Origin of the sequence: Lysinibacillus cavernae (assembly GCF_009724685.1) — a bacterium.
Classification (GTDB): Bacteria; Bacillota; Bacilli; order Bacillales_A; family Planococcaceae; genus Lysinibacillus; species Lysinibacillus cavernae.
In genome coordinates this window covers 37971-56770 of record NZ_WMEF01000009.1, presented here as the reverse complement: position 1 = coordinate 56770, position 18800 = coordinate 37971, and the positions used below count along the sequence as shown (strand labels likewise).

Below are 18800 nucleotides of genomic sequence, written 5' to 3'. Positions count from 1 at the left end.
AAAATTTAGGAGGCTTTTAATATGACGAAAGAAGTTCGCGTTCGTTACGCGCCATCTCCAACAGGTTTTTTACATATCGGTGGAGCGCGTACAGCATTATTCAATTATTTATATGCAAAACATCATAACGGTAAATTCATTGTGCGTATTGAAGATACGGATATTGAACGTAATGTAGAGGGCGGAGAAGCATCTCAGCTGGATAACCTAAAATGGTTAGGCATTGAATATGATGAGTCCATTGATATTGGTGGACCTTATGCGCCTTATCGTCAAATGGAACGTCTTGATATTTATAAAGAGCACGCAGAAAATCTATTAGAGCAAGGTGTGGCTTACAAGTGTTTTTGTTCATCGGAAAAACTTGAAGCATCTCGTGAAGAACAAAAAGCAAGAGGCGTAGCGGCTCCTACTTATGACGGTACTTGCCGTCACTTGTCTGCTGAGGAAATCGCTGCTAAAGAAGCAGCAGGTGAGCAATATACAATCCGTATGCGTGTGCCAGCCAATGTAACATACGAATTTGAAGATTTAGTTCGTGGACAAGTTACGTTTGAATCTAAAGACATTGGTGACTGGGTACTTGTAAAAGCAAATGGTATTCCAACATACAATTATGCTGTTGTTCTAGATGATCATTTTATGGAAATTTCTCATGTTTTCCGTGGCGAAGAGCATCTCTCTAATACACCAAAACAAATGATGATTTTTGACGCATTTGGCTGGGAATATCCACGCTTTGGTCATATGACATTAATTATTAATGAAAACCGTAAGAAGCTATCAAAACGGGATGAATCGATTATTCAATTTGTCACTCAATATAAAGATTTAGGCTATCTTCCTGAAGCAATGTTCAACTTCTTTGCACTACTTGGTTGGTCTCCAGAAGGGGAAGAAGAGATTTTCTCAAAAGAAGAGTTTATCAAAATCTTTGATGAAAAACGTCTTTCTAAATCACCATCTATGTTCGATAAGCAAAAACTTACTTGGATGAATAATCAATATATTAAAAAGCTCTCTTTAGAAGAAGTGGTAGCATTATCTTTACCGCACTTGCAAAAAGCGGGTCTTTTGCCTGAAGAACTTACTGCAGAACAACGTGCTTGGGCGACAGATTTAATCGCACTTTATCATGATCAAATGAGCTTTGGTGCAGAGATTGTGGAATTATCTAGCCTATTCTTTAACGATCATCTTGAATATGATGAAGAAGCAAAAGAGGTTTTAGCAGGAGAGCAAGTACCTGAAGTAATGGCTGCATTTAAAGCACAGCTTGAGGAATTAGTGGAGTTTACACCAGATACAGTAAAAGGTGCTATTAAAGCTGTGCAAAAAGCAACAGGTCATAAAGGTAAAAATCTATTTATGCCAATCCGCGTTGTAACAACAGGTGAAACACATGGACCAGAGTTACCAAATGCGATTTGTTTAATTGGTAAAGAAAAAACAATTGACCGCGTAGAAAAATTTGCACAATAAAGAGAAATTTATTGACAATTCACTCTTTCGTTGTAAAATATATTTACATTGAAAAAGCGTTGATAAGGAGAAGTAAGTGGCGCACGCTCCCAAGAGAGGACCATCACCGGCTGAAAGTGGTCTGAGCCAAGGCAAAACTGAAATGCACCTTTGAGCATAAAGCTGAACTATAGTAGGCTTTATCGAGTCGTTCCCGTTAAAGAACGTCCAAAGTGGAAGGCATTTTGCCTTCAATCAGAGTGGAACCACGCAATTTAAGCGTCTCTGTCATTCCTTTTAGGGGATGATAGGGGCGCTTTTTATTTTTTTATATGTGTTGCATTGAAACATAGTGGGAGCAGCAATTATGCCAAGGCTTAATTGACTAACAAGGAGGCGTCAATACCACATCATCTACGCAGGGAATCTGAAGGAAATTGACAATCGTTATCGTTTTTTGTGTGTAGGATTTCAAAGGATTTGAGCAAGATCAACATGAAAAGGGGGAGTTTTTGTGTTTAAAAGAATGAAAGAAGATGTGGAAACAATTTTTGAGAATGATCCAGCCGCGCGTAGTGTATTTGAAGTGGTGTTAACCTATTCAGGTCTGCATGCTACGTGGGCGCATCGAGTGGCGCATTGGTTCTTTAAAAGACGTTTTTATTTTATTGCCCGTGCCATTTCGCAAATTAGCCGCTTCTTTACTGGCATTGAAATTCATCCTGGTGCGAAAATTGGTCGTCGTTTCTTTATAGACCACGGTATGGGTGTTGTTATTGGTGAAACATGTGAGATTGGCGATAATGTTACCTTGTATCAAGGTGTAACTTTAGGTGGTACAGGGAAAGAAAAAGGAAAACGTCACCCTACTTTAGAGGACAATGTGCTTGTGGCAACAGGTGCTAAAGTATTAGGCTCTATCACAATTGGCGAGAATAGTAAAATTGGTGCAGGATCAGTTGTTTTAAAAGAAGTACCTCCAAACGCTACAGTTGTCGGTATTCCTGGTAAAATAGTGATTAAGGATGGAGTTCGTCTAGAGAAAAAACTAGATCACCAAAATATACCTGATCCTGTAGAAGAACGTTGTCAAGTTTTCGAGAAGCAGATCACCGAATTGCAACATGAAATCGAACGCTTACAAAAGGAGAGAGAAACACAATGAGTATTCAAATTTTCAACTCATTAACGCGACAAAAGGAACCCTTCGTACCGCTAGAAGAAGGCAAAGTAAAAATGTATGTCTGCGGTCCGACTGTTTATAATTACATCCATATTGGAAATTCACGCCCTGTCATTGTTTATGATACAGTACGCCGTTATTTTCAATACAAAGGCTATGATGTAAAGTTTGTATCAAATTTTACGGATGTAGACGATAAAATTATTAAGGCAGCAAATGAGCTGGGTGAAGAAGTACATGAATTAACAGAGCGCTTTATTGCTGCGTACTTTGAAGACGTTACAGCACTAGGATGCAAAAAAGCGGATGTTCATCCACGAGTGACAGAGCATATGAATGATATCATTCAATTTATTCAAGTGTTAATTGATAAAGGCTATGCTTATGAATCTGCTGGGGATGTGTATTACCGTACTCGTAAATTTGATGGCTATGGTAAATTATCGCATCAATCAGTAGATGATTTAAAAATCGGTGCTCGTATTGAAGCTGGTGAGAAAAAAGATGATGCATTAGATTTTGCCTTATGGAAAGCCGCTAAACCAGGTGAGATTTTCTGGGAGAGCCCATGGGGAGATGGACGACCAGGCTGGCACATTGAATGTTCTGTAATGGCTCGTGAACATTTAGGGGATACTATTGATATTCATGCTGGTGGGCAAGATTTAACTTTCCCACACCACGAAAATGAAATTGCTCAATCAGAAGCACATAATAATAAAACATTTGCACGTTATTGGATGCATAATGGGTACATTAATATTGATAATGAAAAGATGTCAAAATCTCTTGGGAATTTCATTCTTGTTAATGATATTCGTAAACAAATTGACCCACAGATACTACGCTTCTTTATGTTATCTGTCCATTATCGCCACCCAATTAACTTTGCGAAGGATTTAGTAGAAGCTGCTGCAACAGGCTTAGAGCGCATTCGTACAGCCTATAACAATGTGAAGCATCGACTTACTACTACGGCAAGCTTAGGCGATCAATCAGAAGAATGGTTTAGCAAAATTGCCGAACAGAAAGCAAATTTTGAAGAGGCAATGGATGATGACTTTAATACAGCTAACGCTATATCTGTATTATTTGAGGTAGCTCGTATTGCTAATATTTATTTAAATGAAGCCAATACTTGCAAGAAGGTATTAGAGACCTTTATTGAAACCTTTGAGGTATTCGGTGACGTCTTAGGTATTAAATTTGCAAAAGAAGAAGAATTATTAGACGAAGAAATTGAAACATTACTACAAGAACGCGTAGATGCACGTAAAAATCGTGATTTTGCTCGTTCTGACGAGATCCGTGACCATTTGCAAGCCCAAGGTATCATTTTAGAAGATACACGACAAGGAACTAGATGGAAACGAGGGTAATTAAGTTGGATAAACTTCGCAATGAAGATGTTAAGCAATTAAATGCGCTGGCGTTAGCCTATATGGGTGACGCAGTATTGGAACAAAAAATACGAGAGCATTTGCTGCGTTCTGGTCGTGTTAAACCAAATACACTACATCGTGAGGCAACTCGCTACGTTTCAGCAAAAGCGCAATCTATGATCGTCCATCGTATGATGGATGAAAACTATTTAACAGAGGAGGAGTTGGCTGTGTTCCGTCGTGGACGCAATGCCAAATCCGGCTCTGTACCTAAAAATACAGATGTCCAGACCTATCGTAATAGCTCAGGCTTTGAAGCAGTACTTGGTAGTTTATATTTATTAAATGAACTAGAACGCGTATATGAAATCATTGCATATGCTATTCAAATAATCGAGGAATCAAAAGGAGTGTCTAAATAATGGCAGAACAAAATGGTGAAATTATTGCCGGTAAAAACCCAGTGTTAGAAGCACTTCGTTCAGGCCGCGATATGAATAAAGTATGGATTGCAGAAGGTGTGAAAAAATCTGGTGTCAATGAATTACTAGATTTAGCACGAGAACGTGGTGTTATAGTTCAGTTTGTCCCAAAAAAGAAAATCGAACAATTATCGAGTGCAAATCACCAAGGAATTGTTGCTTCTGTTGCCGCATATAAGTATGCTGAACTTGAGGATTTATTTGCAGCAGCGGCAAATAAACAGGAAGATCCTTTTTTCTTAATCTTAGATGAGCTAGAGGATCCCCACAACCTAGGGTCTATAATGAGAACAGCTGATGCTATAGGAGTACATGGTATTATTATTCCAAAGCGTCGATCTGTGAGTTTAACGGCTGTAGTGGCAAAGGCATCCACAGGTGCTATTGAACATGTTCCAGTTGTACGTGTGAACAATCTTGCTCAAACAATTGATGAATTAAAAGAACGAGGCATATGGATTGCTGGTACAGATGCAAAGGGTTCTGTAGATTATCGAAAAATGGATGCAACATTACCATTGGCTATCATTATTGGTAGTGAGGGCAAGGGGATGGGCCGTTTATTAAAAGAAAAATGCGATTTTTTATATCATTTACCAATGATAGGGCACGTCACATCTTTAAATGCATCAGTAGCTGCAGCGCTATTAATGTACGAAGTGTATCGTAAACGTCAAGAAGCGAATGATTAACAATGAAAAACATTTTGCTTGTTGATGGCTATAATATGATTGGGTCTTGGAAAGAGTTGCGGCCATTGCGTGATACAAATTTTGAGGATGCGCGCAAAAGGTTGATAGAACTTATGGCTGAGTATAAAGCAGCTATGGGTTGGCGCGTAATTATTGTTTATGACGCACACCTTGTACCAGGAGTAGAGCAATCTTATATAGAAAATGATGTAGAAATCATTTACACTCGGAAAAATGAAACAGCAGATGAACGCATTGAAAAAATGACCCATGAACTTAAGGCTAGAAATGTACAAATACATGTAGCAACCTCTGATATGGCAGAGCAAAGTGTTATATTTGGTAATGGCGCTCTAAGGAAATCAGCTAGGGAGCTAGAAATTGATACAAGCATTATTCAACATAAAATTTCACATGATGTGAAGCGGAAACAAGAAAGCAAGCCGCCTTCTCGTATAGAATTAAAGCCAGATGTTGCACTTGCCTTTGAAAAATGGAGACGAGGCTTGAAATGATTGATTGACGCATATTTTCCAATTCCGTTATACTGTTCCTAATTATCTGTTGTGGCTGAGGTGATACCATGTTTAAAAATAGCATTGTACAAGTGACACAAGATTTTGAACGATTCAATGATGAAGAACTTATTGAAATGGTGCATCAAGGTAATACAGATGCGTTGGATTATTTAATTACGAAATACCGTTTGTTAGTAAGAGCGAAGGCAAGATCCTATTTCTTAATTGGAGCAGACAAGGAAGACATTGTGCAAGAGGGAATGATCGGTTTATATAAAGCAATCCGCGATTTTAAAGGTGATAAACTTGCATCTTTCAGAGCTTTTGCAGAGTTATGTATTACAAGGCAGATTATTACGGCTATTAAAACAGCAACTAGGCAAAAGCATATACCGCTAAATTCCTATATCTCTTTGGACAAGCCAATATTTGATGAAGAGTCCGACCGAACGCTCATGGATGTGCTAACAGGTGCTATTATGGATGATCCAGAAGAATTGATGATTCATAGAGAAGAGTTTGGCTATTTAGAAGAAAAGATGAGTGAGATTTTAAGTGAATTAGAGTTACAAGTTTTGGCCTTATATCTAGATGGCCAGTCTTATCATGAAATTTCTGCAAAATTAAACCGTCATGTGAAATCTATTGATAATGCATTGCAGCGGGTAAAGCGTAAATTAGAGCGACATTTAGTCCTTGAGGAAATGTCTTAGCCATATAGGCCTTTATTGACATTGACAAATATAGGTGTTAGTCTTAAAAAGACAAAGTGCCGAAAAAGGTGATTATATGGCAAAAAAAGTCGTGCTAAATTGCGAGAAATGTGGTTCGAGAAATTACACGTTCCCAGCTAAAGAAGGTTCCACTGTACGTCTGGAATTAAAGAAATTTTGCTCGCATTGCAATGAACATACAATGCATAAACAAACGCTATAGAATGATATGTAAATAGACAGATATGATTGATTCGGAGGTTAAGCTAGAATGGGCAAGATCAAAAGCTTTTTCAGCGACGTAATGTCGGAAATGCGCAAAACAAGCTGGCCAAAAAGTAAAGAACTGACGAAATATACAGTCGTTGTAATTTCAACTGTTGTCATTATGGCTTTATTTTTTGTGTTAGTTGATTTAGGTATTTCATCATTATTCCGCTGGTACTTAGATTTATAATTTAATAAATAGCATATTTTTGAAATAGCCCGTCCATTGCAATAACGGGTTTTTTCGTTTGTTTTATCTTCATTCAGCATGAAGTTCCATCTCAGAGGATGGATGAAATGGGTGAAGTGAATAGCAGTAAAATACTCTCATTATGGTAAGGATGCTACTAGGAGAGTATGATAGTAGTGATAGATGACTATGCTAGTTTCGGTATATATCATCGAGCTTTCGCTGGCTATTAGCGAAAGCTATGTTTTTCTAATGAGATGTTTGTGGAAAGAGTAAAGAGTGCGTATAGCATATCGCGATTCATTTTCACTTTTATTTGTAAGGGAGGGACGGACGAGGAGTCCTAGTAGTTATGGAGAAAAATTGGTATGTTGTTCATACGTATTCAGGGTATGAAAACCGTGTAAAAGCAAACCTAGAGAAACGTGTAGAAACGATGGGAATGCAAGATAAAATCTTCCGTGTAATTGTTCCTGAACATGAGGAGACAGAAATGAAAGATGGGAAAAAGCGCACAATGATGCGTAAAGTTTTCCCTGGTTATGTGTTAGTAGAATTAATTATGACTGATGATTCTTGGTATGTAGTACGAAATACGCCAGGTGTTACTGGCTTTATCGGCTCATCTGGCGGAGGTGCAAAACCAACGCCGTTACTACCAGAAGAAGCAGATCGTTTACTGCAACAAATGGGCATGACTGATAAGGTTGTGGAAGTTGATTTAACTGTTGGTGAAGCGGTGGAAGTACTAGAAGGACCGTTTGCTCATTTCCAAGGACGTGTTGAAGAAATTGACGCAGAAAAAGGAAAAATAAAAGTGAGCGTTGATATGTTTGGTCGCGAAACGATTATGGAACTAAATTTCGAACAAATTCAAAAATTATAGTTCCGGTAATAGAACTGTGACATGCCAATTGGTAGATGTTTCGCAGATTTTGCTAATTACTACTTGCTTAAAAAAATTAAAAGTGGTATCATTTCATAGGTCAGACTGTCATACTTTTGTTTGACGTCTGTAATGATAATTTTAATGTTATCGGCACTTAGCTGACAGACAGATATTGAGTGGGAGGGGCAACCCAATTACCACATCACGGACTTAAGGAGGTGTGTCTCGTGGCTAAAAAAGTTATTAAAGTTGTAAAACTTCAAATCCCTGCTGGTAAAGCTAACCCAGCTCCGCCGGTTGGTCCTGCATTAGGTCAAGCGGGTGTGAACATCATGGGATTCTGTAAAGAATTCAATGCGCGTACTGCTGATCAAGCTGGTCTTATTATTCCAGTTGAAATTTCAGTATTCGAAGATCGTTCTTTCACTTTCATTACAAAAACTCCACCTGCAGCAGTATTACTTAAAGTAGCAGCTGGTATCCAATCTGGATCAGGTGAACCAAACCGTAAAAAAGTGGCAACGGTTAAACGTGATAAAGTTCGCGAAATCGCTGAAACTAAAATGCCAGACCTTAACGCTGCTTCAGTTGAAGCTGCTATGTTAATGGTTGAAGGTACTGCACGAAGCATGGGTATTGTTATCGAAGACTAATCCCAGTTACTTGATGTATTGTTTTTTGGAAGGTTGCGAAGTTTCTTTGTGAACACGCAACCTTTATTCGTGGGAGGTAAAATCCGCTATAACCACAATCAAGGAGGAAATATATAATGGCTAAAAAAGGTAAAAAACTGCAAGATGCAGCAAAATTAATTGATCGTAACTCACTATACAACGCGCAAGAAGCAATCGAACTTGCTCAAAAAACTAGCACTGTAAACTTCGACGCTACTGTAGAAGTTGCTTTCCGTTTAGGTATTGATACTCGTAAAAACGACCAACAAATCCGTGGTGCAGTAGTGCTTCCAAACGGTACTGGTAAAACTCAACGCGTATTAGTATTCGCTAAAGGTGAGAAACTTAAAGAAGCTGAAGCAGCTGGTGCTGACTATGTAGGCGATGCAGAGTACATCCAAAAAATCCAACAAGGTTGGTTTGATTTCGATGTAATCGTAGCAACTCCTGACATGATGGGCGAAGTTGGTAAACTTGGTCGCGTATTAGGACCTAAAGGTTTAATGCCAAACCCTAAAACTGGTACAGTTACTTTTGATGTAACAAAAGCTATCGAAGAAATCAAAGCTGGTAAAGTTGAATACCGTGCTGATAAAGCTGGTATCATCCATGCTCCTATCGGTAAAGTTTCTTTCTCTGCAGAAAAACTAGTAGAGAACTTCTTAACTGTATTTGATGTAGTTCAAAAAGCAAAACCTGCTGCAGCTAAAGGTACTTACATGAAGTCTGTAAATGTTACAACTACAATGGGTCCGTCTATTAAAATTGACGCTTCAAACGTAGTAGTAAAATAATATATATATGTTGACAACAGTAATTATACATGATATCATGATTGCTGTTGTGAATTATCCATTTGTACCGTAGACAGTAGGAGTGACTTGTCACTTAATGTTCCTACCGAGGACATCGGAATTCAGATTCTTATTTAAAGATGATGACTTTCAGCCTCTGCGTCTATATTTGACCCAGAGGCTTTTCTTTTGTCGGTATAAATGACCCATTCTAATAGGAGGTGTCATCATGAGCAAAGCAATCGAAAACAAACAAGTACAAGTTCAAGAGATTACTGAAAAGTTCCAAAGCGCTTCTTCTGTAGTAGTTGTGGATTACCGTGGTCTTAATGTTGCACAAGTAACTGAACTTCGTAAACAACTTCGTGAGGCTGGCGTTGAGTTCAAAGTTTACAAAAACACTTTAACTCGTCGTGCTGCTGAAGCTGCTGGTCTTGAAGGAATCAACGACGTATTAGTTGGTCCTAACGCAATTGCGTTCTCAACTGAAGATGTTGTAGCGCCTGCTAAAATCATCAATGAGTTCGCTAAGAAAAACGAAGCTTTAGAAATTAAAGCCGGTATTATTGAAGGTACAATTTCTTCTGTTGAAGATGTTAAAGCACTTGCAGAACTTCCATCACGCGAAGGTCTACTTTCTATGCTTTTATCTGTACTTCAAGCTCCAGTGCGCAACTTCGCACTTGCAACAAAAGCTGTTGCAGAACAAAAAGAAGAACAAGGCGCGTAATTTCTTACGTTGCATAACTTCCGCGGCTTGACCGCAAAAAAAACTAAAACATTATCCAATTAGGAGGAAATTATAATGAACAAAGAGCAAATCTTAGAAGCTATCAAAGCTATGACAGTTCTTGAATTAAACGATTTAGTAAAAGCTATCGAAGAAGAATTCGGTGTAACAGCTGCTGCTCCTGTAGCAGTAGTTGCTGGTGGTGCTGCTGCAGCTGAAGAAAAAACAGAATTTGACGTAGTATTAGCATCTGCTGGTGCAGAAAAAATCAAAGTAATCAAAGTGGTTCGTGAAATCACTGGTTTAGGTCTTAAAGAAGCTAAAGAAGTAGTAGATAACGCTCCTAAAGCTCTTAAAGAAGGCGTTTCTAAAGATGAAGCTGAACAAATCAAAGCTAAACTTGAAGAAGTTGGCGCATCTGTAGAAGTTAAGTAATCTCGCGTTACTTTTTAACAAAAGGAAAGCTCGTCATTTTGGCGAGCTTTTTTCTTCATTCTGAGGAGGCGTGAAAATGTCTGATCATTATTATACAAGTAAGCCTCAAACTGAGAGTAAACCACGTCACTGGACATTCAAGTTACTAGGGCATTCGTTTTCTTTTGAAACGGATGCAGGTGTATTTAGTAAAAGCGAAGTAGATTTTGGATCCCGTGTTTTAATAGACGCTTTTCAAATGCCTGATATTGATGGTGCGATTTTTGATGTAGGTTGTGGATATGGACCGATAGGGTTATCGATTGCCAAAACGAATCCGGACCGTACCGTTTTTATGATGGATATAAATGAACGTGCAGTTGCGCTTTCGCAAAAAAATGCGCAAGTAAACGGTGTTCAAAATGTGCGAATATTTATGAGTGACGGCCTATCGATGGTTGATAAAGATATAGAAGCAGCAGCTATCTTAACGAATCCACCAATTCGTGCGGGGAAGGAAACGATTTTCCGCTTTTACGATGGAGCTTATGACCGACTAGTGCCTTCAGGTGAGCTTTGGGTAGTCATTCAGAAGAAACAAGGAGCACCATCGACAGTAAGTTACTTAGAAGAAAAATTTTCTGAAGTCGATATTGTGGAGAAGAAAAAAGGGTACTGGATTGTACGTGCAAAAAAATAAATGAAATATGTATAATTTATTGACTTGACAAATCGGCTATGATAATATGATACAATGCAAAAATATTATTTTGAGGTCGTATGCCCTTTTTGTATAGAAGTGTTTTCATATGGGTATACTTGCCAAGATAAGTTTAGTTAACCGAAAATGAGATCTTTTTGAAGACTCGTTTTCTTTTTGTCTTTCGAAATCATACACTATTTGTAGGATTTTGCAAAGACCTAATATCGCTTTATTGAGGGGTGAATGAGTTGACAGGTCAACTAGTTCAGTACGGACAACACCGCCAGCGTAGAAGCTTTGCGCGTATTAAAGAGGTGCTTGAGCTTCCAAATCTGATTGAGATTCAAACGGCGTCTTACGAGTGGTTCCTTGAAGAAGGTTTACGTGAAATGTTCCGTGACATTTCGCCGATCGAGGACTTTACAGGTAATCTTTCATTAGAATTCATCGATTATTCATTAGGTGATCCTAAATATGATGTTGATGAATGTAAAGAGCGAGATGTTACTTACGCAGCTCCATTACGTGTGAAAGTACGTCTTTACAACAAAGAAACAGACGAAGTGAAAGAACAAGATGTCTTCATGGGTGATTTCCCATTAATGACAGAAACAGGTACGTTCATTATCAACGGTGCTGAACGTGTTATCGTTTCACAATTAGTTCGTTCACCAAGTGTGTATTTCCATGATAAAACTGATAAAAACGGTAAAAAAGGTTTCGGCGCTACAGTTATACCGAACCGTGGTGCATGGTTAGAATATGAAACTGACGCAAAAGATGTAGTATATGTACGTATTGATCGTACACGTAAGCTACCTGTAACGGTGTTACTTCGTGCGTTAGGCTTCGGTTCAGACCAAGAGATTATCGATATTATCGGTGATAACGAGTATTTACGTAATACGCTAGAAAAAGATAACTCTGAAAGTACAGAAAAAGCACTTTTAGAAATCTATGAACGTTTACGTCCAGGTGAACCACCAACAGTTGAGAGCGCGAAGAGTTTATTATACTCTCGTTTCTTCGATGCAAAACGTTATGATTTAGCGAATGTTGGTCGCTACAAAATGAATAAAAAGCTTCATATTAAAAATCGTTTATTCAACCAAACGATTGCTGAAACGCTTGTGGATCCAGAAACAGGCGAAATCTTAGTTGAAAAAGGTACAGTACTTGATCGTCGTACTTTAGATAAAATTCTACCTTACCTAGAAGATTCATCGAAAGGTATCGGTTACCGCACTTTATCACAAGTTGGTGGAGTACTTGAGGATGATGTAACAATCCAATCTATTAAGATTTATGCACCAAAAGATGAAGCGCAAAAAGAAATTAATATCATTAGTAATGCGTACATTGATGAAGAAGTGAAGAATATTACACCTGCTGACGTTTTAGCTTCAGTAAGCTATTTCTTCAACTTGCTTTACCAAGTAGGAGCAACAGATGATATTGACCATTTAGGTAACCGTCGTCTGCGTTCTGTTGGTGAGTTACTACAAAACCAATTCCGCATCGGTTTATCTCGTATGGAACGTGTAGTACGTGAGCGTATGTCAATTAACGACACAGCTGCTATCGTACCACAGCAATTAATTAATATTCGTCCAGTAATTGCGTCTATTAAAGAGTTCTTCGGAAGCTCTCAATTATCACAATTCATGGACCAAACAAACCCACTAGCAGAGTTAACACACAAACGTCGTTTATCTGCATTAGGACCTGGTGGTTTAACACGTGAGCGTGCTGGCTTCGAAGTTCGTGACGTTCACTACTCTCACTATGGTCGTATGTGTCCAATCGAGACACCAGAGGGTCCAAACATTGGTTTAATCAACTCTTTATCTTCATTTGCCAAAGTAAACAAATTTGGTTTCATTGAAACACCTTATCGTCGTATTGATCACGAAACAGGTCAAGTAACGGATCAAATTGATTATTTAACAGCTGATGAAGAAGATAACTACTACGTAGCACAAGCGAACTCACTGTTAAATCCAGATGGTACTTTTGTCAAAGAAGAAGTAGTAGGTCGTTTCCGTGGAGATAACACAGTATTCAATAAAGCTCAAATGGACTACATGGACGTATCTCCTAAACAAGTAGTTTCAGCAGCGACTGCATGTATCCCATTCTTAGAAAACGATGACTCTAACCGTGCACTTATGGGTGCCAACATGCAACGTCAAGCAGTTCCTCTTCTTAACCCAGAAGCACCGTTTGTTGGTACTGGTATGGAACATGTTGATGCGCGTGATTCAGGTGCAGCTGTAGTAGCGAAATATGATGGTATTGTTGAGCACGTTGAAGCTCGCTCTATTCATGTTCGCCGTATTGAAGTTGTAGACGGTAAAGAGGTTAAAGGTGATTTAACTAAATATAAATTACAAAAGTTCATTCGTTCAAACCAAGGTACTTCATATAACCAACGTCCACTTGTGAAAGTTGGGGAACGTGTGAAGCCTCGTGACATTTTAGCAGATGGTCCATCAATGGAAAGAGGCGAACTAGCTCTTGGACGTAACGTACTAGTTGCATTCATGACTTGGAACGGCTTTAACTATGAGGATGCTGTTATTATGAGTGAGCGCCTTGTAAAAGACGATGTCTATACATCTGTTCATATTGAAGAATATGAATCAGAGTCTCGTGATACAAAGCTTGGACCTGAAGAGATCACTCGCGATATTCCTAACGTTGGGGAAGATGCACTTCGTAACCTAGACGAACGTGGTATCATCCGTATCGGTGCAGAAGTACGTGACGGTGATATTCTTGTAGGGAAAGTAACGCCTAAAGGGGTTACAGAATTAACTGCTGAAGAGCGCTTATTACATGCAATCTTCGGTGAAAAGGCTCGTGAGGTTCGTGATACTTCATTACGTGTACCACATGGTGCTGGCGGTATCATTCTTGACGTTAAAGTATTTAACCGTGAAGATGGTGATGAATTACCACCAGGTGTTAACCAATTAGTTCGTGCTTACATTGTACAAAAACGTAAAATCCGCGTTGGGGACAAAATGGCCGGACGCCACGGTAACAAAGGGGTTATCTCGCGTATCTTACCAGAAGAAGATATGCCATTCATGCCAGATGGCACGCCTGTTGATATCATGTTAAATCCACTTGGTGTACCTTCTCGTATGAATATCGGACAAGTTTTAGAGTTACACTTAGGTATGGCTTCTCGTTATCTAGGCGTTCATATGGCAACACCAGTATTTGATGGTGCTAATGAAGAAGACGTTTGGGAAACGATGGAAGAAGCAGGTATGAACCGTGACGGTAAAACAATCCTGTATGATGGACGTTCTGGTGAACCATTCGATAACCGTGTATCAGTTGGTATCATGTATATGATCAAACTTGCCCACATGGTTGACGATAAACTTCATGCACGTTCAACTGGTCCTTACTCACTAGTTACGCAACAACCACTTGGTGGTAAAGCGCAATTTGGTGGACAACGTTTTGGTGAGATGGAGGTATGGGCACTTGAAGCATACGGTGCTGCATATACACTTCAAGAAATCTTAACAGTTAAATCTGATGACGTTGTTGGTCGTGTGAAAACATATGAAGCCATCGTTAAGGGTGAAAGTGTACCAGAGCCAGGTGTTCCTGAGTCATTCAAAGTATTGATTAAAGAACTTCAATCTCTTGGTATGGATGTTAAGATGTTAACAGTTAATGATGAAGAAGTAGAACTTCGCGATTTAGACGAAGAAGAAGATCTTCAACCAGCTGATGCACTTAACATTGCACCACAGCCAGATACAGAAGAAGAGCCAGTAGAGTCTTTTGAATAATGGAAAACCAAATTCACAGTTGTGAATAAGGTCAAACTTATTTTTCAAATTAGCCGGGCAGGATTTAACGCCCTGCCTGGCTTTTTCTTTTAATAAATCATTCTATTTCTAATCCTTTGCCAAAGAGGCAATTCTTTGCAAACGATTATCGAGCTGCGTAAAAGAGTCTTTATAAAGACCTATACTAGAGGGAGGTAGGCTCCTTGATAGACGTTAATGAATTTGAATATATGAAAATCGGTTTAGCATCCCCTGACAAGATTCGTTCTTGGTCATATGGTGAGGTTAAAAAGCCTGAAACAATTAACTACCGTACATTAAAACCAGAAAAAGATGGTTTATTCTGTGAGCGTATTTTTGGTCCAACTAAGGATTGGGAATGTCATTGTGGTAAGTATAAACGTGTACGTTATAAAGGTGTAGTTTGTGACCGTTGTGGTGTTGAAGTAACACGTGCAAAAGTTCGACGTGAACGTATGGGACACATCGAATTAGCAGCACCAGTTTCTCATATCTGGTACTTCAAAGGTATTCCTAGCCGTATGGGTCTAATTCTAGATATGTCACCACGTGCCTTAGAAGAAGTGATTTATTTTGCTTCATACGTTGTGATTGATTCAGGTGCTACTAATTTAGAAAGCAAACAATTACTTTCTGAAAAAGAGTACCGTGCATACCGCGAAAAATTCGGAAATACATTCGAAGCTTCAATGGGTGCGGAAGCAATTAAGAAATTATTGGCTAAAATTGACCTAGAAGATGAAACACATTCTCTAAAAGAAGAGTTAAAATCTGCACAAGGTCAAAGACGTACTCGTGCCATCAAACGTCTAGAAGTTGTTGAATCTTTCCGTAACTCAGGTAACTCACCTGAATGGATGATTCTAGATGTACTACCTGTTATTCCACCAGAGCTTCGTCCGATGGTGCAATTAGATGGTGGTCGTTTTGCAACTTCAGATTTAAACGATTTATACCGTCGTGTAATCAACCGTAACAACCGTTTAAAACGTTTATTAGATTTAGGTGCTCCAAGCATCATCGTACAAAACGAAAAACGTATGTTACAAGAAGCCGTTGACGCGTTAATCGATAATGGTCGTCGCGGACGTCCGGTAACAGGTCCTGGTAACCGTCCACTAAAATCACTTTCACATATGCTGAAAGGTAAACAAGGTCGTTTCCGTCAAAATCTACTTGGTAAACGTGTTGACTATTCAGGTCGTTCCGTTATCGTAGTAGGTCCAAACTTAAAAATGTACCAATGTGGCTTACCGAAAGAAATGGCTATCGAATTATTCAAGCCATTCGTAATGAAAGAGTTAGTAGAACGTGGTCTTGCTCATAACATTAAATCGGCTAAGCGTAAAATAGAACGTTTAAACAACGACGTATGGGACGTTTTAGAAGATGTTATTCGTGAGCACCCAGTATTACTAAACCGTGCACCAACGCTTCACCGTCTTGGTATTCAAGCATTTGAACCAACACTAGTTGAAGGTCGTGCTATTCGCCTTCACCCATTAGTATGTACAGCGTATAATGCTGACTTCGATGGTGACCAAATGGCGGTTCACGTACCATTATCAGCGGAAGCCCAAGCAGAAGCTCGTCTTCTAATGCTTGCTGCACAAAACATCCTGAACCCAAAAGACGGTAAACCTGTTGTAACACCTTCTCAAGACATGGTATTAGGAAACTACTACTTAACACTTGAACGTGAAGGCGCTCGTGGTGAAGGCACTGTTTTCTATGGTCCTAATGAAGTTTTAATTGCATATGATACAGGCCATGTTCATTTGCATACACGTATTGCTATCAAAGCAAGTTCGTTAAATAATCCAACATTCACAGAAGAACAAAATAATATGTTCCTATTAACAACTGTTGGTAAAGTAATTTTCAACGAAATCTTGCCAAAATCATTCCCGTACATTAATGAGCCATCTGATTTCAACTTAGAGCAAGTAACACCAGAAAAATACTTCGCTAAATTAACAATTGATGAAGAAACGCTGAAAGAGCTTGAGTCAGATAATGCTTATAGCACTTTAGATGAAAAAGGGAAAATTGATGCACAACGTACAGCTGTATTGCGCAAATATTTTGCATCAGTACCAGTTGTAAATCCATTCCGTAAAAAATTCTTAGGAAATATCATTGCTGAAGTATTCAAACGTTTCCACATTACTGAAACATCTAAGATGCTTGATCGTATGAAAAACCTAGGATTTAAATATTCTACTAAAGCTGGTATTACGGTTGGTGTATCTGACATTGTGGTTTTACCGGATAAAGGTGATATTTTAGCAATAGCACAAGATAAAGTAGATAAAGTGCAAGCACAATTCCGTCGTGGTTTCATCACAGAGGAAGAGCGTTATGACCGTGTTATCTCTAGTTGGAGTGCTGCTAAAGATGAAATTCAAGCGAAACTGATGAAGTCACTTGAGAAAACAAACCCAATCTTCATGATGTCTGACTCAGGTGCCCGTGGTAACGCATCTAACTTTACACAGTTAGCTGGTATGCGTGGTCTGATGGCCAACCCGGCTGGTCGTATCATCGAACTTCCAATCAAATCTTCATTCCGTGAAGGTTTAACAGTATTGGAATACTTCATCTCTACGCATGGTGCTCGTAAAGGTCTAGCCGATACAGCCCTAAAAACTGCCGATTCAGGTTACTTAACTCGTCGTCTAGTAGACGTAGCACAAGATGTTATCGTTCGTGAAGATGATTGTGGAACTGACCGTGGTTTAACAATTGGTGCGTTAATGGAAGGTACAGAGTTAATTGAAGCGTTAGACGAACGTATTGTTGGCCGTCATACGAAGAAAACAATCTATCATCCGGAAACAGGTGAAGTGATTTTAGCAAAAGATGGATTAATCGACCAAGATATCGCTCGTATCATTACTGAGTTAGGTCTTGAAGAAGTAACAATTCGTTCTGCATTTACATGTAATACAAAACATGGCGTATGTAAAAAATGTTACGGCATGAACTTAGCAACAGGTGAAGAGGTTGAAGTTGGGGAAGCAGTAGGTATTATTGCAGCTCAATCAATCGGTGAACCAGGTACACAGTTAACAATGCGTACCTTCCATACAGGTGGGGTTGCCGGAGATGATATTACACAAGGTCTTCCACGTATTCAAGAGATTTTTGAAGCACGTAATCCTAAAGGTCAATCAGTTATTTCTGATATCGCAGGTACAGTTTCAGACATCACTGAAATCCGTGAAGGTCTAAAAGAAATTACAATTGAAGGTGATGTAGAAACACGTAAATACGCAGCACCTTACAATGCTCGTCTGAAAGTACAAGAAGGCGACTTTGTAGAACGCGGTCAAGTATTGACAGAAGGTTCTATTGATCCAAAACAATTATTAAAAGTAAAAGACGTTTCAACAGTGCAAGAATATCTGTTAAAAGAAGTACAAAAAGTATACCGTATGCAAGGGGTAGAAATTGGAGATAAACATATCGAGGTAATGGTTCGCCAAATGCTTCGTAAAGTACGTGTAATTGAAGCTGGGGATACAGACTTATTACCAGGTTCATTACTAGATATCCACCAATTTGCAGAGGCAAACGTAGATGCTGTTATGAATGGCAAAAATCCTGCAACTTGTCGTCCTGTTATCCTGGGTATTACAAAAGCTTCTCTTGAAACAGAATCATTCTTATCTGCAGCATCATTCCAAGAAACAACACGTGTGTTAACAGATGCAGCAATTAAGGGTAAACGTGACGAGCTTCTTGGATTAAAAGAGAACGTAATTATCGGTAAACTTGTTCCTGCAGGTACTGGTATGCAACGTTACCGTCAAATCCGCATCGAAAAAGATGAGCTTGACACAGAAGTCGTTTCTGCTGAATAGATATTA

17 protein-coding genes and 2 other annotated features are annotated in these 18800 nt (G+C 39.0%); all 17 genes read left to right on the top strand.

Annotation, left to right across the window (positions count from 1 at the left end):
• Positions 1-21: 21 nt before the first annotated feature.
• The 17 genes from gltX to rpoC all read left to right on the top strand — a co-directional run bounded on the left by gltX (position 22) and on the right by rpoC (position 18794).
• Positions 22-1482 (top strand): glutamate--tRNA ligase, encoded by a 1461-nt coding sequence (gltX, locus tag GJU32_RS16625; protein ID WP_155593051.1) that lies wholly within the window; start codon positions 22-24, stop codon positions 1480-1482.
• 50 nt (positions 1483-1532) lie between these two features.
• Positions 1533-1751, top strand: a binding site (T-box leader).
• Between the two features lie 224 nt (positions 1752-1975).
• Positions 1976-2626 carry a serine O-acetyltransferase EpsC gene (gene epsC, locus GJU32_RS16620; RefSeq protein ID WP_155593050.1) on the top strand — a complete coding sequence of 217 codons (651 nt, stop codon included), beginning with the start codon at positions 1976-1978 and terminating at the stop codon, positions 2624-2626.
• Positions 2623-4023 (top strand): cysteine--tRNA ligase, encoded by a 1401-nt coding sequence (gene cysS, locus GJU32_RS16615; protein WP_155593049.1) that lies wholly within the window; start codon positions 2623-2625, stop codon positions 4021-4023. The genes epsC and cysS overlap by 4 nt, the downstream gene beginning before the upstream one ends.
• Positions 4008-4448: a Mini-ribonuclease 3 gene (locus GJU32_RS16610; RefSeq protein ID WP_170829858.1), complete on the top strand. Its 441-nt coding sequence runs from the start codon at positions 4008-4010 to the stop codon at positions 4446-4448. Before cysS ends, GJU32_RS16610 begins: the two co-directional genes overlap by 16 nt.
• Positions 4448-5200, top strand: a complete 753-nt coding sequence (gene rlmB / locus GJU32_RS16605) for a 23S rRNA (guanosine(2251)-2'-O)-methyltransferase RlmB (protein ID WP_155593048.1) — start codon at positions 4448-4450, stop codon at positions 5198-5200. The genes GJU32_RS16610 and rlmB overlap by 1 nt, the downstream gene beginning before the upstream one ends.
• A 2-nt stretch (positions 5201-5202) precedes the next feature.
• Entirely contained in the window at positions 5203-5715 is a 513-nt protein-coding gene (locus tag GJU32_RS16600) for an NYN domain-containing protein (protein ID WP_155593047.1), read from the top strand.
• A 68-nt stretch (positions 5716-5783) separates the two neighbouring features.
• Positions 5784-6431, top strand: a complete 648-nt coding sequence (gene sigH / locus GJU32_RS16595) for an RNA polymerase sporulation sigma factor SigH (protein ID WP_004233587.1) — start codon at positions 5784-5786, stop codon at positions 6429-6431.
• A 76-nt stretch (positions 6432-6507) separates the two neighbouring features.
• Positions 6508-6654: a 50S ribosomal protein L33 gene (rpmG, locus tag GJU32_RS16590; RefSeq protein ID WP_004233588.1), complete on the top strand. Its 147-nt coding sequence runs from the start codon at positions 6508-6510 to the stop codon at positions 6652-6654.
• Positions 6655-6702: 48 nt separating this feature from the next.
• Positions 6703-6888 (top strand): preprotein translocase subunit SecE, encoded by a 186-nt coding sequence (gene secE / locus GJU32_RS16585; RefSeq protein WP_004233589.1) that lies wholly within the window; start codon positions 6703-6705, stop codon positions 6886-6888.
• A 352-nt stretch (positions 6889-7240) separates the two neighbouring features.
• On the top strand, positions 7241-7774 hold the full coding sequence (nusG, locus tag GJU32_RS16580; RefSeq protein WP_155593046.1) for a transcription termination/antitermination protein NusG: 534 nt from the start codon (positions 7241-7243) through the stop codon (positions 7772-7774).
• A 230-nt stretch (positions 7775-8004) separates the two neighbouring features.
• Entirely contained in the window at positions 8005-8430 is a 426-nt protein-coding gene (gene rplK, locus GJU32_RS16575) for a 50S ribosomal protein L11 (RefSeq protein ID WP_004233593.1), read from the top strand.
• A 116-nt stretch (positions 8431-8546) separates the two neighbouring features.
• On the top strand, positions 8547-9245 hold the full coding sequence (rplA, locus tag GJU32_RS16570) for a 50S ribosomal protein L1 (RefSeq protein ID WP_155593045.1): 699 nt from the start codon (positions 8547-8549) through the stop codon (positions 9243-9245).
• A 49-nt stretch (positions 9246-9294) separates the two neighbouring features.
• Positions 9295-9442 (top strand) — a sequence feature (ribosomal protein L10 leader region).
• A 32-nt stretch (positions 9443-9474) separates the two neighbouring features.
• The gene (rplJ, locus tag GJU32_RS16565; protein WP_155593044.1) at positions 9475-9975 is read left to right on the top strand and encodes a 50S ribosomal protein L10; all 501 of its coding nucleotides are present in this window, start codon (positions 9475-9477) and stop codon (positions 9973-9975) included.
• Positions 9976-10050: 75 nt separating this feature from the next.
• Entirely contained in the window at positions 10051-10410 is a 360-nt protein-coding gene (gene rplL / locus GJU32_RS16560) for a 50S ribosomal protein L7/L12 (RefSeq protein ID WP_010860618.1), read from the top strand.
• A 76-nt stretch (positions 10411-10486) separates the two neighbouring features.
• Entirely contained in the window at positions 10487-11089 is a 603-nt protein-coding gene (locus GJU32_RS16555; protein ID WP_155593043.1) for a class I SAM-dependent methyltransferase, read from the top strand.
• 242 nt (positions 11090-11331) lie between these two features.
• Positions 11332-14907 (top strand): DNA-directed RNA polymerase subunit beta, encoded by a 3576-nt coding sequence (rpoB, locus tag GJU32_RS16550; protein ID WP_196426726.1) that lies wholly within the window; start codon positions 11332-11334, stop codon positions 14905-14907.
• A 203-nt stretch (positions 14908-15110) separates the two neighbouring features.
• Positions 15111-18794 (top strand): DNA-directed RNA polymerase subunit beta', encoded by a 3684-nt coding sequence (gene rpoC / locus GJU32_RS16545; RefSeq protein ID WP_155593041.1) that lies wholly within the window; start codon positions 15111-15113, stop codon positions 18792-18794.
• Positions 18795-18800: the final 6 nt, after the last annotated feature.

Excerpts from the sequence above, each read along its gene's own strand:
- GJU32_RS16555 (WP_155593043.1), top strand. The coding sequence starts at position 10,487 with ATGTCTGATCATTATTATACAAGTAAGCCTCAAACTGAGAGTAAACCA.
- cysS (WP_155593049.1), top strand. The coding sequence starts at position 2,623 with ATGAGTATTCAAATTTTCAACTCATTAACGCGACAAAAGGAACCCTTC.
- rplJ (WP_155593044.1), top strand. The coding sequence starts at position 9,475 with ATGAGCAAAGCAATCGAAAACAAACAAGTACAAGTTCAAGAGATTACT.
- GJU32_RS16600 (WP_155593047.1), top strand. The coding sequence starts at position 5,203 with ATGAAAAACATTTTGCTTGTTGATGGCTATAATATGATTGGGTCTTGG.
- rplL (WP_010860618.1), top strand. The coding sequence starts at position 10,051 with ATGAACAAAGAGCAAATCTTAGAAGCTATCAAAGCTATGACAGTTCTT.
- rlmB (WP_155593048.1), top strand. The coding sequence starts at position 4,448 with ATGGCAGAACAAAATGGTGAAATTATTGCCGGTAAAAACCCAGTGTTA.
- gltX (WP_155593051.1), top strand. The coding sequence starts at position 22 with ATGACGAAAGAAGTTCGCGTTCGTTACGCGCCATCTCCAACAGGTTTT.
- rpmG (WP_004233588.1), top strand. The coding sequence starts at position 6,508 with ATGGCAAAAAAAGTCGTGCTAAATTGCGAGAAATGTGGTTCGAGAAAT.
- GJU32_RS16610 (WP_170829858.1), top strand. The coding sequence starts at position 4,008 with ATGGAAACGAGGGTAATTAAGTTGGATAAACTTCGCAATGAAGATGTT.
- nusG (WP_155593046.1), top strand. The coding sequence starts at position 7,241 with ATGGAGAAAAATTGGTATGTTGTTCATACGTATTCAGGGTATGAAAAC.
- sigH (WP_004233587.1), top strand. The coding sequence starts at position 5,784 with ATGTTTAAAAATAGCATTGTACAAGTGACACAAGATTTTGAACGATTC.
- rplA (WP_155593045.1), top strand. The coding sequence starts at position 8,547 with ATGGCTAAAAAAGGTAAAAAACTGCAAGATGCAGCAAAATTAATTGAT.
- secE (WP_004233589.1), top strand. The coding sequence starts at position 6,703 with ATGGGCAAGATCAAAAGCTTTTTCAGCGACGTAATGTCGGAAATGCGC.